The sequence below is a fragment of the Roseibium sp. genome (assembly GCF_965276855.1).
Taxonomy (GTDB): domain Bacteria; phylum Pseudomonadota; class Alphaproteobacteria; order Rhizobiales; family Stappiaceae; genus Roseibium.
This window is the reverse complement of the sequence record NZ_OZ255700.1, coordinates 1,742,401-1,756,200: the sequence shown is the minus strand read 5'-3', so window position 1 is coordinate 1,756,200 and position 13,800 is coordinate 1,742,401. Positions and strand designations below refer to the sequence as shown.

Genomic DNA, 13,800 nt, shown 5'->3' with positions numbered 1-13,800 from the left:
ATGGGTTCTGCATTGAAGCCGCGCACTGCGCGCGAAACAGAAGACGCAGTCAAATGGGCTGCGGCGGAAGAACAGCCTTTGGAAGTCATCGGAGTAGGGTCCAAGCGAGCCTTGGGCCGGCCGGTTCAGACCGCACATGTTCTGGATCTGTCGGACCTTAATGGCGTCGTCAGTTATGAGCCGGCTGAACTGGTTTTGACGGTTTTGGCAGGCACACCGATTGCCGATGTTGAGAAGCTTGTGGACGACAACGGGCAGGAGTTGTCATTCGAGCCACTGGACTATGGTCCCTTGTTTGGCACAGAGAACGGCAAGGGAACCATCGGCGGAGTGCTTGCGGCCAATCTTTCAGGCCCCCGGCGCATTAAGGCAGGAGCGGCGCGCGACCATATCCTTGGAATGGAAGCCGTCTCTGGCCGTGGCGAGATTTTTGTGTCCGGCGGAAAGGTGGTCAAGAATGTCACGGGTTATGATCTCCCGCGTGCCCTGTGCGGTTCTTTCGGCACCCTGGCGGTAGCGACGGAAGTCACCCTCAAGGTGAATCCCAAGCCTGAAACCTCTGCGACTTTCCAGATCGAAGGGCTTGATGACCAGGCCGGTGTAGCTGCGTTGTGTGCCGCGCTGGGCTCGTCGGCCGAGGTCTCCGGTGCAGCGCATCTGCCGTTCGATTTAGGCGGATCGAAAAGCAGGACCGTTCTGCGGTTGGAGGGGTTCGAGACCTCTGTCGATTATCGTTTCAAGACCTTGGAAAAACTGCTGGGCCGGCAGGGAAGTGTTTCAAGGCTCGCGGAAGAGCAGTCCGTCGATCTTTGGCGCGGAATTCGGGATTTGCAGCCGTTTACCGGTAAGAACACACCCGTGTGGAAAGTCTCAGTTGCTCCCACCAGCGGACCGCAACTTGTGCGCATGCTGAAGGAGCGGATCGACATTCGGGCACTTTATGATTGGAGTGGCGGTTTGGTCTGGTTCTCGTGTGAAGATGGAGACGATCACTCGGACTTTGTGCGCAGCGCCGTTAAAAACGTTGGCGGGGGCCACGCTACATTGGTTCGCGCGGAGGCCTCAACGCGCACAAGTCTGCCCGTCTTCATGCCGCAGCCGGCTCCCCTGGCAGCCCTGTCGGCGCGTTTGAAAGAACAGTTTGACCCCAAGGGCATCCTGAATCCCGGACGTATGGTTGCCGGCAGATAACGTGAAGTGACCGGGCGGGCAGGGATCCCGCCCAGTCCATTCATGACATACTTCGATCAAACACTCTTGCGGCATTTGACGCGAACTTCATACCCGTAACCATCGCGTTGGTTTGTGGTGTTTTTGATGTTCCATTTGTTGTTTTTGGCTTTGCCTTTCTTGGCAGCCACAGCATCAAGCTCAAAATAGGCCTTTGCGGTTGTGATCCATTCTTTGGATAAGACTTCCGATTTGCTCATGCCGGACTTGATTTTCTTGTCCATATTCAGAGCGCAGGCCTGACGCGGGTCCCAGCCCTGCCAACGAAGTTTGTTCACCGGAATAGTCGGTTTGTAGGTGGTGGCGACAGTTCTTTTGGACCCCGAACCGACATCGCGGTGCTGAAAGCTTTTGCTCCAGAGCGCGCCATCAGCTTCGAAATACCGGACACCCTTGAAGGTGCCAAGCTTCATGGCAACGATCCTTTTGCCGCTTGTCGCTTTACCGTAAAGGCGCAACAAGAACCGGTGAGAATTCGATGCAATGCCGGTGTAGGCGTTGGAATTGGCGGTCACCTCAACCGGGATGACATCAATCCCATCCTTTTTCACTTGGACTTTTTCAATCCAATCCTTGGCCGTCGCTCCGCCGCTCAAGCCGGCCAGTGTGAGGACAACAATTGCTGTCTTGGTAATCATTCTAATCATCAGTCACATCCTAACGAGTTTCTCTCTCGCCCACTGATGATCACATTAAGAGTGGCGCCTTGAACCGGAACTGAGCGGTCTATTTAGGTCAGGTTCATATGAAGGTGGAAGAAAAAAGGTTCCCAAGCGGCATTTCCGCCTAAGCGAAACGGTTGTGACGGAAAGGTACCTTGTCTGACTCAGTCGCAGTCCTTACGATCCGCGCAAATAGAGATAACGGGCCAATGCTTGCCGAAAGAGGCCGTTGAGGGAACGATACGTATCATGCAGACGAACTTTACCGCAGAGCAGTTGAAAGACAGCCATGTCGCGGAATCGGAGAAGATTCTTCGCAAATGCGTGCACTGCGGTTTCTGCACGGCGACCTGTCCAACCTTCACGCTTCTTGGTGACGAACTCGACAGTCCACGCGGCCGGATTTACCTGATCAAGGACATGCTGGAAAATGACCGGCCGGCGGATGCGAAGATCGTCAAGCACATTGATCGCTGCTTGTCCTGTCTGGCCTGTATGACAACCTGCCCGTCCGGTGTTCACTACATGCATTTGGTCGATCATGCCCGGGTGCACATCGAGAACACCTACAAGCGCCCCTTGAGCGATCGTTTGTTGCGCTCAATTCTTGCTTTCGTCCTTCCTTATCCAAAGCGGTTCCGGTTCGCTCTCATCGGGGCGTTTTTTGGCAGGCCCTTTGCGGGGATCTTGAAAAGGATGGGTGGGCCGGTCGCAAAGATGGGCGCCATGTTGGAGTTGGCACCCGCCCGCGCTCCGATGCGCGGGACCATGGAAGGGCCCGGAACATTCCAAGCGGAAACTCCTGACAGGAAGGGCAGGGTAGCCCTGCTGTCCGGCTGCGCGCAGCCGGTGCTGAACCCGGGTATCAACGATGCCGCGATTCGAATTCTGAAACGCAAGGGCTACGAGGTTGTCTTGCCTGAAGGAGAAATCTGCTGCGGCGCGTTGGTACACCACATGGGCAAGGAAGATGCATCCTTGGAAAATGCGCGCCGGAATGTTGATGTCTGGACGCGGGAGATGGAAACCAAGGGTCTCGACGCAGTCCTTATCACGGCCTCGGGATGTGGCACGACCATCAAGGATTACGGCTATATGCTTCGTGAGGACCCGGCTTACGCGGAAAAAGCCGCAAAGGTCTCTGCGCTCGCAAAAGACATCACTGAGTTCTTGGCTGAAGCAGATCTTGGCGTGCCGGACATCCAACCTGGCCTGACAGTTGCCTACCATTCGGCGTGCTCGATGCAACACGGCCAGAAGATCACGCAGCAGCCAAAACAGCTATTGAAAGCAGCTGGTTTCACCGTCAAGGACGTACCTGAGGGCCATCTGTGTTGCGGATCCGCCGGGACCTACAACATTCTCCAGCCGGAAATTGCCGGAAAACTGCGGGAACGCAAGGTTGCCAATATCATGAAGACCAAACCGGACCTGATTGCCACAGGCAACATCGGCTGCATGACGCAAATTGGCCTCGGCACAGAAATTCCGATCGTGCACACCGCCGAGCTGCTCGACTGGGCCTATGGCGGGCCGGAGCCCGAAGCCTTGTCTGGACTTCAGCAAGGTCTTCAGGCGGCTGAATAAGCCTCAGCTTCTTCGAGTGCCAAGTTGGACCGGGGTTTTGTCCGGCTCAGCATCCGGGGCCTGTCCGGCAAGCCTCAAGGTGCGCTCCAGCAGCTGTTCATAGATAGGTCGTCCACCGATATGGTGGGCGGTCAAAGCTGCAACGGTACAGGTTACGAGCACCGGCAGGATCAACGCATAAGCACCTGTGAGCTCCATCACCAGAACCACGCCGACCAGGGGCGCGCGAACGGAAGCTGCGAAAAAACCACCCATGGCCGCAATTGCGCAGGCAGCTTTGAAATCGGCATCGCCGACCGGAATGATGTCTGTCGTGATCACTCCGAATGCCAACCCCGCGCAGGTCGCAATCGAGAGCATCGGGGCAAATATCCCGCCCGGCACACCCGAGGCATACGAAAAGAGCACGCCGCCGAACCGGAACAAGGTCAGCAGCAGTAGCGCGAGAATACCGTAATCCTTGGTGACGAGATCCCGGACGAGATCCTCGCCGCCACCCGTCGCATCGGGAAAGGCAACCAACAATATGCCGGTCGCAGCGCCAATCATCATGGCAGGTATCCAGCGCGCGCCCTTCGGGATGGAGTGGAAGAGGTCCATAACCCTTAAGAGCGCCCAATTGAAAAAGACGCCCAGGAACCCGAGGCACACGCCCAAGAGCCCAAGAAGGGGAAAACTCCAGACCGGGATGTAAGTGACTTCAATGAGAAGCGGGGGCCCAATATGCGTCAATTGTTCGGTGATGGCTGCGCTCAGGATCGATGCGATGATGACGGCCATGTATGTCCGGTATCCAAAGGGAAACTGCCGGCGGGTTTCTTCGACGATAAAGAGGATTGCTGCGAGCGGTGCATTGAACGCCGCCGCCAGCCCTGCCGCTGCACCTGCCGCGAGCAGCCCCTTGTGGTCTGCCGATTGCAATCCTTGTGATCTGGAAAGCGCTTCTGCGGTCATCGCGCCCATATGAATGGTTGGCCCTTCGCGGCCGAGAACCAAACCGGAGCCGAGCGCGAGCAGGCCGCCGAAAAATTTCACTACGAGAACCCGTGCCCAATGCAGCGGGCGTTTGTCTTCCATCGCTCCTTCAATTTCCTGGATGCCGCTGCCAGCGGCTTCTGGGGCAAAGCGGGCGACGAGAAAAAAGGCTCCGGTGACGCAAACTGCGGAGACGACCGCTGAGACGACATAAGTCAGCATGCCCGAGCCGATGCTCGCGCGCAGGTTGGCATAGGTCGAGATGAGAATTTCCACACCGGAGTGGAAACTTGTGGCCAGACCGCCGACAAGAATCCCAACAAGAGCAGCCTTCAGAAAGTATGGAGTGTCTGAGGTTTTCAGCAAAGTTGGGTTTCCAAGAGTATGCGAGAGGCCGAAGTCTAATTGCGGCGGATCGATGAGCATAGTTTCGCACCGATACCGCTGTTGCAGCAAGAAGTCGATCGCAGGCCGTACCCGCTCAAACGCAAAAACGCGCAGCTGAAGCCGCGCGTTTCGGATGACTGCTGCGAGTAATCGCCTTTAGATGACGTGCACCGTTGTGCCAACGCCGACACGCTCATAAAGATCTATGACATCTTCATTGCGCATCCGGATGCAGCCGGAGGAGACGGCGTGCCCGATCGTCCAAGGCTGGTTGGAGCCATGGATCCGGTAGAGTGTCGAGCCAAGATAAAGGGCGCGTGCGCCAAGCGGGTTGTCCGGTCCGCCAGCCATGAAGACCGGCAGTTCCGGGCGCCGTTTGCGCATGGCCGCCGGTGGGCGCCAATCCGGCCACTCGGCCTTGCGGGTGACCTTGTGCGACCCGGCCCATTCAAAGCCCGGTTTGCCGACCCCCACTCCATACCTACGTGCGGTTCCATCGTTCTGGATGAGGTAAAGATACCGGGCATTTGTGTCGATCACGATCGTGCCCGGCTTGTACTTGCTGTCGTAGCTGACGATCGTCGGCAAAAATTGCGGGGCGACCTGGCGGGTCTGAGCACGCGGTTGTTGCTGCTGCCGAACGGGTTGTTGACGCGGGGACCACCAATTGGCGCGCTGGACACGCGGCTGCTGGACCTGGCGTTGAACCCGAGGCTGCTGAATTTGCCGCCGCGTGGGGGCAGCGGTGCGCCGCTGCACACGCGGCTGGAGCTGCAGCATCCACGGTTCGGTGAGATTTGGGCTCAAGACGAGCGGCGGTGGTGACACCTGGCCAGCTGCGGCAGGACCGGACGCAAACCCGCTGGCCACAAAGGCGAGACCAGCAGCAATCACCGCGACAGGCACGGATTTAGACAATGAGAACATGGCACAACTCGTTACTTATGGATAACCACGTTCAGCGGAACTTTCGCCCCGCCGGTTAACGGATTGGCAACGATGATAGGTGTGCGGGCTGTGCCAAAGATGAATCAACGGCATCTGGTGCCGACATTCGGCATTTATGGTTAGTTGTTGGTTGAAGAACGAGATGAATCGAAACTTAAGATGAATGACGTACTTCTCAGAGCGATTTTCTTGCCATTGAGAACATGAAGGTTTTGATGAAAGGATGGTTAACGCACGCGTCTGCGGGCGTCGCGCGCGATTTGAAGCAGAATGTCTTGTGTTTGCTTCACCGACATGCCCGGCTTGATCCGCGGGTCGTAAAGCATGTTCAAAATGATCTGGTCGAACACCGTAAATCGGTTGTGACGCGAGGAATCGTTAAAGACCGAATGCACCAGTTTGTGATTGTCATTCATGGGACCAAGCCCCTGCAGCACTTCTTCCACAAGGCAGCGCTGAAACAGGAATTCGCCTTCATCAGAAACAATCACCGCTGCTGATCGCTTTATGCCGTTCCGGCCTGAAATGACACGGACCAGGCATCGCCCTGGAACCTTTGCCTTCGGGTTCTTGTAAATATCGGTCCGCACCACCGGTTTGTATTGTTTTCGGTCAACAACATAGATCTCGAAATTTGCGTCTGCTGGCCGCCTGACCACCGTGGCAGACAAACCGCTCACCCGCCGGTCAATCTCCTTTACAAAGCGGCGGACTGTGGCCGTTCGGTCCCGGCGTGCAAGGTTATGGATATAAAAGCGGACCGGTGTCGTGAATTTTTTGACCAGGTAAGGCCGCCATCCCCAACTGCGATGTTCAAGACCGAAGACAGTCTGTTCAAATCCGAACATGATGTCTTCGGTCGTAAAGGCTTCACTCGACGCCCGGCCTGGCATGCTTGCCGACAAAGCCAACATTGCCATGAAAATCAGGATCTTGCGCATCATGTTCGCTGCAATGGACTTCACTCCGATCTATGCCGAATTCAGATCACGCCCCCGGCAACTTGTCCAGCCCAATACCGGGATGCGATCTTCAACCGGCACCAGCTTGTTTCTGTTCTAGGCAGTGTTGGCAGGGTGCGAGTGCGCCGCCTTGTAACCAATGCGGGAAACCATTGGCCGATGTTGTTAGTATCGAAAAAACAATTCCTTAAGCTTCCGTCGGTATAAGGACCGAAGCGTTATGAGAACAAGCCTGCAGGGGCCAGGGACGGGAGTAGGTATGACCGCTGTGAAACGATCCTTCCGAGCGGAAACCTTAATACGTATGGAATCCGTATCGAACACGGACCCTGCGTTTGCCGAAGAGCGTCGGCATCAGGAAGTTTTAGCTGAACTCTCGACCTTGAAGGCGATGATCCAATCGGGCGAAGGTCAGCAGCAACAAGCTGCACTTGACCCGGAAGCCATGAGCCAGAAGTTCATGTCCGAGTTTCGCAAGGAGCTTTCGGAGGCGGCAAAGCTCAAGGTGGAACTGGACGCGATCTATGAAGCGATCGCCCAGACCAAGAAGGAAATCGCAACCCTGCACCAGAAGACCGGTTCGGAAGGCGAGGATATGACTCGCGTGACGAACGAGCTTGATGCGGTCGTGGTCGGGACAGAAGGCGCGACAGAAAGCATTCTGTCAGCAGCCGAGTTCATTGATGAAACCGCGAACACTCTGTCCGCCCGTCTTAACGGGCAGGACTCAGAGCTTGCCGGTGACATCCAGGACCGCGTAATCCAGATCTTTGAGGCCTGTAACTTCCAGGATTTGACCGGTCAGCGGATTACAAAAGTAGTCGGTACACTGCGCTTCGTTGAAGATCGCATTATCCAGATGATGGACATCTGGGGCGGCATTGAGAGCTTCAAGGACATTGAAGTTGAAGAAGCCAAAGCCGCAGAAGGCGACGCCGCGCTGCTCAATGGCCCGGCACTGGAATCCGATATCGATGTTGCAACCCAGGACGACATCGACGCGCTCTTCGCTTAAATACTGTCCACAAGATCTACGAGACCCGGCCATTGAGCCGGGTTTTTTGTTGACTGCACACCGGAGTCTCGGATTGCACCTCGCCGCCATCTCGTGTAGCAAATGGATTGGAACAAAACGTGAATAATTGAGAGGCGCAATGGTCGAGGCAGGACTAACCATCAAGGCAGAGCGGGATCCGGAGACCGGTCTGCTCCTTGGGGCCGATGGCAAGCAGCGCTGCTGGTGGCATGGCAATTTGCCAGACTATTTGCATTACCACGACACGGAGTGGGGCTGGCCGGTGGATGATGACCGGCGTCTCTTTGAAAAAATCTGCCTGGAAGGATTTCAGTCTGGCTTGTCTTGGTTGACGATCCTCCGCAAGCGCGAGGGGTTTCGGGCGGCTTTTGCCAACTTTGAATTTGAAGAAGTTGCGAAATTTTCGGAAGCCGATGTTGAACGGTGCTTAGCCGATGCCGGGATTGTCCGTCACCGCAAAAAAATCGAGTCCACGATCAACAATGCCAAACGCGCGATCGAGTTGAAAAAGGAATACGGATCTCTGGCGGCTTATTTCTGGTCTTACGAGCCAAAGCCGGAAAACCGGCCATCAGAAATCACCTTCGCGGTCGCCAAGACACTTGGAAAAACAGAAGAAAGCACTGCGCTTTCAAAAGACCTCAAAAAACGGGGCTGGAGCTTCGTTGGCCCAACCACAGTATATGCCTTTATGCAATCCATGGGCATGGTCAACGATCACCTGGATGGGTGCTGCTGCCGGGAACCCGTGGAAGGGGCACGCAGAACATTCAAGCGGCCGCGGTGAAGCGTGTTTGGGTTGGCTGTTATCCGCCAACCTTTTCCTTCAGCGGCGCAAATAGCGGATTGTCTTTCGAAAATACGTAATCCAGTGTCTCCACCGTCACGGTGTCTGCGCCCTCCGCGATCAGCAATTTTGCACATGCAGCGACAGCGTCCTTCGGGCACAACACGCTTACATAACCGGTCGACCCCGATTCCGAGAACCGCTGGATCGCGCCGACATTGCTAACCGCCCGAAGCGCTTGTGTCCGGTCATCGACCACAGCCTTGACCAGTTTCACATTACGCGCGGCTTCTTCAGCTGCGACCCGGTCGAGGATTTCCCGAGCCCCGCTGAGGGCCGTTTCCGACCAGTCAGCATTGAGGGAGGCTACCAGATTGGCCTGGCTCATCAACATCACACCATCAGACAAGACCTTCAGGTTATTGGCCTGAAGGGTTGAGCCGGTGGACGTGATGTCGACGATCAGTTCTGCAGAGCCAGCCGCAGGAGCGCCTTCGGTGGCACCGGCGCTTTCCACGATGCGGTAGTCCGCGATGCCATGTTTTGCAAAGAAAGCCCGGGTCAGGTTGACGTATTTGGTGGCAACCCGCAGGCGGCGGCCGTGGCGGTTTCGGAAGTCTGACGCAACATCGCCGAGATCCGCCATGCTTTCCACATCGATCCAGGATTTGGGGACGGCTATCACGACATCGGCGTGGCCAAACCCCAGCGGTGTCACGATGTGGACGGCGCTCGCCGGATCGGCAATGTTTTCATCCACCAGATCCAATCCGGTGATCCCGAAATGGACAGCACCGTCGGCCAGTGCTCGGGCGATTTCAGAAGCGGAGAGGAAGGCAATCTCGACCGACGGCAGGCCTTTGATGGCACCGCGATAATTCCTGGCCCCGCCCGGTTGCGTAACCTTTAAGCCGGCACGGCCGAAAAAGGCATGTGTGTTCTCTTGAAGCCGGCCCTTTGAGGGAACCGCGATCACAAGTTTGCTCATGGGTTAGCCTCCGATCCGCGCTGCAACCCGGTCCAGCCACATGGAAAATCCGATCGCCGGGACATCCGTTTTTGCCCCAAGCAGGGTGACCAGTTTGTCGTAACGGCCACCGCCGACGAGCGGGCCGTCGTGAGATCTTGTGTCGCCATGGATTTCGAAAACGAAACCAGAGTAGTAGTCGAGCCGCCGTCCGAAGTCGGCCGCGAACGCCAGCCGGGCCGGATCAATGCCCTTATCCTTCAACGCTTCCAAACGCTGCTCAAACGCTGCAATCGGTTGGTTCAAGTCCAGGTCGTAATCCGCCGCAAAGGCGTTGAGTGCCGACACCGCGTTGGCACCATCTGTCTTGATCGCGAGATAGCTCTTGAGAGCATCCGCTGCCTTCCCGTGTCCTGCGGTTCCGCGGGTCAAAGCGGCTTGCTCCAGGAAGCGGTCGGCGATTTCAGCAGGTGTCCGCCCGCCAACGGCGGAAATCCCGGCAATCGACAAGAGATCCTCGACCACTGCATGTGCTGCCTTCGGATCAGCGCCCTCAAGCGCTGCCAGAAAACCGAGGCGCACGTCGCGGGTCTCGTCGTCGCTTGTCGTACCACCGGCCATCCGCTCGACAGCTGCTGCCAATTTGTCGGTTTCGCCAAAAAGGTCACGCAGGCGGCGCTGCCATACGGCTGGGAGACCGAGCCCCGCTAGTACAGCTGCGAAAATCGTCTCATCGCCAATCCGGATGGAGACATCTTCAAGACCGAAGGTACTCAGAGCTTCAATCGCCAGGGCCAACAAGTCAGCGTCGGCTTCGGCAATATCAGTACGGCCGAGGCTTTCTGCGCCCATTTGCGGGATTTCGCCAAGTCCGTCCGGACGCTGGCGGAACACAGGGCCATGGTAGCAGTAGCCCGTCGGCAGGGCGTTGTCGCCATAGGCAACGTGGTGACGGCAAACAGGGATTGTAAAATCTGGCCGCAGGCACAAATCCGCGCCGTCTGCCCCTTGTGTCAAGTAAAGGCGGCGGCGAATGTCCTCACCAATCAGATCAAGCAAAACATTTGCCGGCTGGAGCATGGGCGGTGACACCAGAGCGTGTCCGGCCGCCTGGAACAAGTTCAGGACCGCATCAATTTTTGCTGGATCGAGAGCCGTCGTGTCGCCCGCGGTTGCCATATCAGTCCCCGTTTGCCTGTCTGCGGTCTTCGGCCTGCGCAGCCAAAATTCCGCGAACGGTCTCGATTAGATCCGTTTCTTTTATCGTGACCTGAGCCGGTCGGCTTTCACGCCACGTGACATTGTCTACGTCTGTTGATTCAGAGGCCAGCCGGGCGCCTTCGATCAGGTCCTTGATCTGGATCTCTCCAGCCTCACGTTCGTCCGAGCCCTGAATGATGGCGATCGGACAACCACGCCGGTCAGCGTATTTCAGCTGGTTGCCGAACTTCTTCCAGTTGCCCTGATACATCTCGGCCCGGATACCCGCTTGGCGCAGGTCCTGTACCATTTTCTGATAGCGGCCGAGCGCCTCGGCGTCGCCGTCCATGACGGTTACCAGCACCGGTGCCACGACATCGGTAGTCTGCAGCTTGCCAAGGTTTTTCAGCGCGGTCATCAGGCGCGAGACGCCAATGGAAAAGCCGGTTGCAGGCACGTCGCGGCCAGTAAAGCGCTTGACCAGCCCGTCATAACGGCCACCACCACCCACAGAACCGAACTGAACGACTTCACCTTTTTCGTTGGTGACGTCGAACAGGAGTTCGGCCTCATAGACTGGGCCGGTGTAGTACTCCAGGCCACGGACGACAGACGGATCGACCGAGATTCGGTCGGATTGGTAACCGGCGGAAGTCACAAGATCCGAGATCAGTTTTAATTCGCGAAAGCCAGCCTCGAAACTCTCGTTGATCGCAAACTTGGACAGCGCGGCCGTCTTGAAGGTCAGATCGTTTGTGTAATCGATCAGATCGTCGATCGCAGAAGCTTCCAGAATTTCGACAATGGCATCGATCGCCGGAGCTGATAGTTTAGCGCCGTCTGTATAGTCGCCGCTTTCGTCTTTGCGTCCTTCGCCCAAGAGAAGCCGAACACCCTCGGTGCCAAACTTGTCGAACTTATCCATGGCCCGCAGGACAGCCAGACGGCGTTCTGCATCGTCCTCACCGCCGAGACCAATGGCCTCCAAAACACCGTCCAGAACCTTGCGGTTGTTCACGCGGATGACGTACTGGCCGCGTGGAATGCCAAGCGCTTCCATGGCGTCCGCCATCATCATGCACATTTCAGCGTCGGCCTGGACACCTGGTGCACCGACGGTGTCGGCGTCGAACTGCATGAACTGGCGGAACCGGCCCGGCCCCGGCTTTTCGTTCCGGAACACCCAACCATTGCGATAGGTGCGGTAGGGCAGCTGAATTTCGTTGATGTTTTCCGAGACATGCCGGGCGAGCGGCGCGGTCAGATCATACCGCAGGCTCATCCATTGCTCGTCATCATCCTGTACGGAGAAGACGCCGGCATTCGGCCGGTCTGTATCGGGCAGGAATTTGCCAAGGCAGTCTGTGTATTCGAAGGCCGGTGTTTCAACCGGGTCAAACCCGTAGCTTTCGTACACCTGACGGATCTTGGACAGCATCTCGTCTGTGGCACGGATATCGGCGGCAGAGCGGTCAACGAAGCCACGCGGCAAGCGCGCCTTCAGTTTGTTTGGTTTTTTGGCCATGAGATCTTTGTGTCCTGGCGGGTTTTCCGCGCATGCACCGTTTGGCGAACGCATCTGGAAAAGTCTTGTGATGTTGCCGGTTGTCCTAGACGAAAGCGGTTCTGAGAGCAAGCGCGGGAGCAGATCGTGCTGACCCGCAAAACACAGTCATCTTAACCGAGATGAAAAAAGGCCGCGCCATGCCTTGTTTGCATCACAGTCCGGGCTAAAAGGACGGCAACGGAATGCCGTCCCGATTGCCGCTGTTTGAGACAGGGCGGTAGGTGCGTTCTTTCTTGTATTTAATCTGCGCCGGGCTATGGTCCGCGCGAGTGAGACCCGGCGCTCTCAAAGTAAGCGTCTGGATCTGTCAGGCCTGGAATTGGAACAACTATGGACGGCGTCGTGAACCTGGTGGGTGATCAGGGCGGAGAGACCAGCGCACCGCGTTCTTGGAAACGCGAAGCATTGCCCGCTGAGCTTAGCATCATTTTGCCAAGCTTCAACGAGGCTGAGAACATTCCAATCCTCATTGGCCTGTTGGACAAGGCGCTTGCCGGGACTGCCTGGGAGGCGATCGTCGTTGACGACAATTCCCCGGATGGCACTACAGAAATTGCCCGGAAGCTGGCTCTAAGTGATCCGCGCGTGCGTGTGATCCGGCGTATTGGCCGGCGCGGACTGTCCGGGGCCTGTATTGAGGGGATCCTTGCCTCTTCCGCGCCTTATGTCGCTGTGATGGATGCTGACCTGCAGCATGACGAGACGTTGCTGCCCAAGATGCTTTCCGAGATCAAGTCAGATGACATCGACCTTGTGGTGGCAAGCCGGAAAGTGGAGGGCGGAACCGTCGGCGAAGGACTGTCCAAGGTCCGGGCTTGGGGGTCCAACATCGCCAACGGGCTGGCGCAGAAGCTTTTGAATGTAACGCTCAGCGATCCCATGAGCGGGTTTTTCATGGTGCGCCGGGAAAAAGCCGAAGAGCTGGCCCCGAAACTGTCGCCGCAAGGCTTCAAGATCTTGCTTGATCTAGTGTCGTCCGCAGCAGGCACATTGAAGATAAAGGAACTGCCGTTCACGTTCCGCGAGCGCCAGCACGGCGAAAGCAAGCTCGACACCCTGGTTACGCTCGACTATTTCGGGCTCCTGCTCGCCAAATATTTCGGCGACATCGTCTCTGTCCGCTTCCTGATGTTCGGCCTTGTCGGTGCCAGCGGCCTTGTTGTTCACTTGGCAGCCTTGCGTGTGTTCCTGCTGTCAGACATGAGTTTCAATATGTCACAGACCGCGGCATCCTTTGTTGCGATGACGTCGAACTTTTTCCTGAACAACCAGCTGACCTACCGGGACCGGCGTCTGCGCGGTCTTGGAGCGCTGATCGGTCTCTTGACCTTCTATGCAGTGTGTTCTGTCGGCGTTCTGGCAAATGTCGGTGTCGCCAACCTCATATATGCTGATCCGGCGTACTGGTGGTTTGCGGGCGCTGCAGGTGCGATCATGGGTGCTGTCTGGAACTATGCGGCAAGTTCCGCACTGACCTGGCGGAAAAGCTGAG

At 56.9% G+C, this 13,800-nt stretch carries 12 protein-coding genes; 5 read left to right on the top strand and 7 right to left on the bottom strand.

The genetic code is table 11. The annotated features are described in order from the left end of the window. Nucleotides 1–1,191 carry a glycolate oxidase subunit GlcE gene (gene glcE / locus ACQY4Z_RS08025; RefSeq protein ID WP_428528223.1) on the top strand — a complete coding sequence of 397 codons (1,191 nt, stop codon included), beginning with the start codon at nucleotides 1–3 and terminating at the stop codon, nucleotides 1,189–1,191. A gap of 56 nt (nucleotides 1,192–1,247) precedes the next feature. Here the strand turns inward: glcE and ACQY4Z_RS08020 are convergent, their stop codons facing one another. Further along, on the bottom strand, nucleotides 1,248–1,877 hold the full coding sequence (locus ACQY4Z_RS08020; RefSeq protein WP_428528221.1) for a hypothetical protein: 630 nt from the start codon (nucleotides 1,875–1,877) through the stop codon (nucleotides 1,248–1,250). Between the two features lie 264 nt (nucleotides 1,878–2,141). Between ACQY4Z_RS08020 and glcF the strand changes: the two genes are divergently transcribed. Beyond that, a complete protein-coding gene (gene glcF, locus ACQY4Z_RS08015) occupies nucleotides 2,142–3,479 on the top strand; it encodes a glycolate oxidase subunit GlcF (RefSeq protein ID WP_428528219.1) in 1,338 nt (445 codons plus the stop codon). A gap of 3 nt (nucleotides 3,480–3,482) precedes the next feature. Here the strand turns inward: glcF and clcA are convergent, their stop codons facing one another. The 3 genes from clcA to ACQY4Z_RS08000 all read right to left on the bottom strand — a co-directional run bounded on the left by clcA (nucleotide 3,483) and on the right by ACQY4Z_RS08000 (nucleotide 6,754). After that, nucleotides 3,483–4,820: a H(+)/Cl(-) exchange transporter ClcA gene (clcA, locus tag ACQY4Z_RS08010; RefSeq protein WP_428528217.1), complete on the bottom strand. Its 1,338-nt coding sequence runs from the start codon at nucleotides 4,818–4,820 to the stop codon at nucleotides 3,483–3,485. 177 nt (nucleotides 4,821–4,997) lie between these two features. Next, a complete protein-coding gene (locus ACQY4Z_RS08005; RefSeq protein WP_428528215.1) occupies nucleotides 4,998–5,768 on the bottom strand; it encodes a L,D-transpeptidase in 771 nt (256 codons plus the stop codon). A gap of 248 nt (nucleotides 5,769–6,016) precedes the next feature. Beyond that, nucleotides 6,017–6,754: a DUF2927 domain-containing protein gene (locus ACQY4Z_RS08000; RefSeq protein WP_428528213.1), complete on the bottom strand. Its 738-nt coding sequence runs from the start codon at nucleotides 6,752–6,754 to the stop codon at nucleotides 6,017–6,019. A 256-nt stretch (nucleotides 6,755–7,010) separates the two neighbouring features. Between ACQY4Z_RS08000 and ACQY4Z_RS07995 the strand changes: the two genes are divergently transcribed. Both ACQY4Z_RS07995 and ACQY4Z_RS07990 read left to right on the top strand, forming a co-directional pair. After that, nucleotides 7,011–7,766 (top strand): protein phosphatase CheZ, encoded by a 756-nt coding sequence (locus ACQY4Z_RS07995; RefSeq protein ID WP_428528211.1) that lies wholly within the window; start codon nucleotides 7,011–7,013, stop codon nucleotides 7,764–7,766. 139 nt (nucleotides 7,767–7,905) lie between these two features. After that, nucleotides 7,906–8,574, top strand: coding sequence for a DNA-3-methyladenine glycosylase I (locus tag ACQY4Z_RS07990; RefSeq protein ID WP_428528209.1), 669 nt, complete (start codon nucleotides 7,906–7,908; stop codon nucleotides 8,572–8,574). A 19-nt stretch (nucleotides 8,575–8,593) separates the two neighbouring features. Here ACQY4Z_RS07990 and hisG read toward each other — a convergent pair whose 3' ends face one another. The 3 genes from hisG to hisS are packed head-to-tail and all read right to left on the bottom strand — an operon-like array spanning nucleotide 8,594 to nucleotide 12,266. Next, nucleotides 8,594–9,562 carry an ATP phosphoribosyltransferase gene (gene hisG / locus ACQY4Z_RS07985; protein ID WP_428528207.1) on the bottom strand — a complete coding sequence of 323 codons (969 nt, stop codon included), beginning with the start codon at nucleotides 9,560–9,562 and terminating at the stop codon, nucleotides 8,594–8,596. Nucleotides 9,563–9,565: 3 nt separating this feature from the next. Then, nucleotides 9,566–10,720 carry an ATP phosphoribosyltransferase regulatory subunit gene (locus ACQY4Z_RS07980; RefSeq protein WP_428528205.1) on the bottom strand — a complete coding sequence of 385 codons (1,155 nt, stop codon included), beginning with the start codon at nucleotides 10,718–10,720 and terminating at the stop codon, nucleotides 9,566–9,568. 1 nt (nucleotide 10,721) lies between these two features. Further along, nucleotides 10,722–12,266 (bottom strand): histidine--tRNA ligase, encoded by a 1,545-nt coding sequence (hisS, locus tag ACQY4Z_RS07975; protein ID WP_428528203.1) that lies wholly within the window; start codon nucleotides 12,264–12,266, stop codon nucleotides 10,722–10,724. Nucleotides 12,267–12,638: 372 nt separating this feature from the next. Here hisS and ACQY4Z_RS07970 point away from each other — a divergent pair, with 372 nt between their 5' ends. Beyond that, a complete protein-coding gene (locus ACQY4Z_RS07970) occupies nucleotides 12,639–13,799 on the top strand; it encodes a glycosyltransferase (protein ID WP_428528201.1) in 1,161 nt (386 codons plus the stop codon). Nucleotide 13,800: the final 1 nt, after the last annotated feature.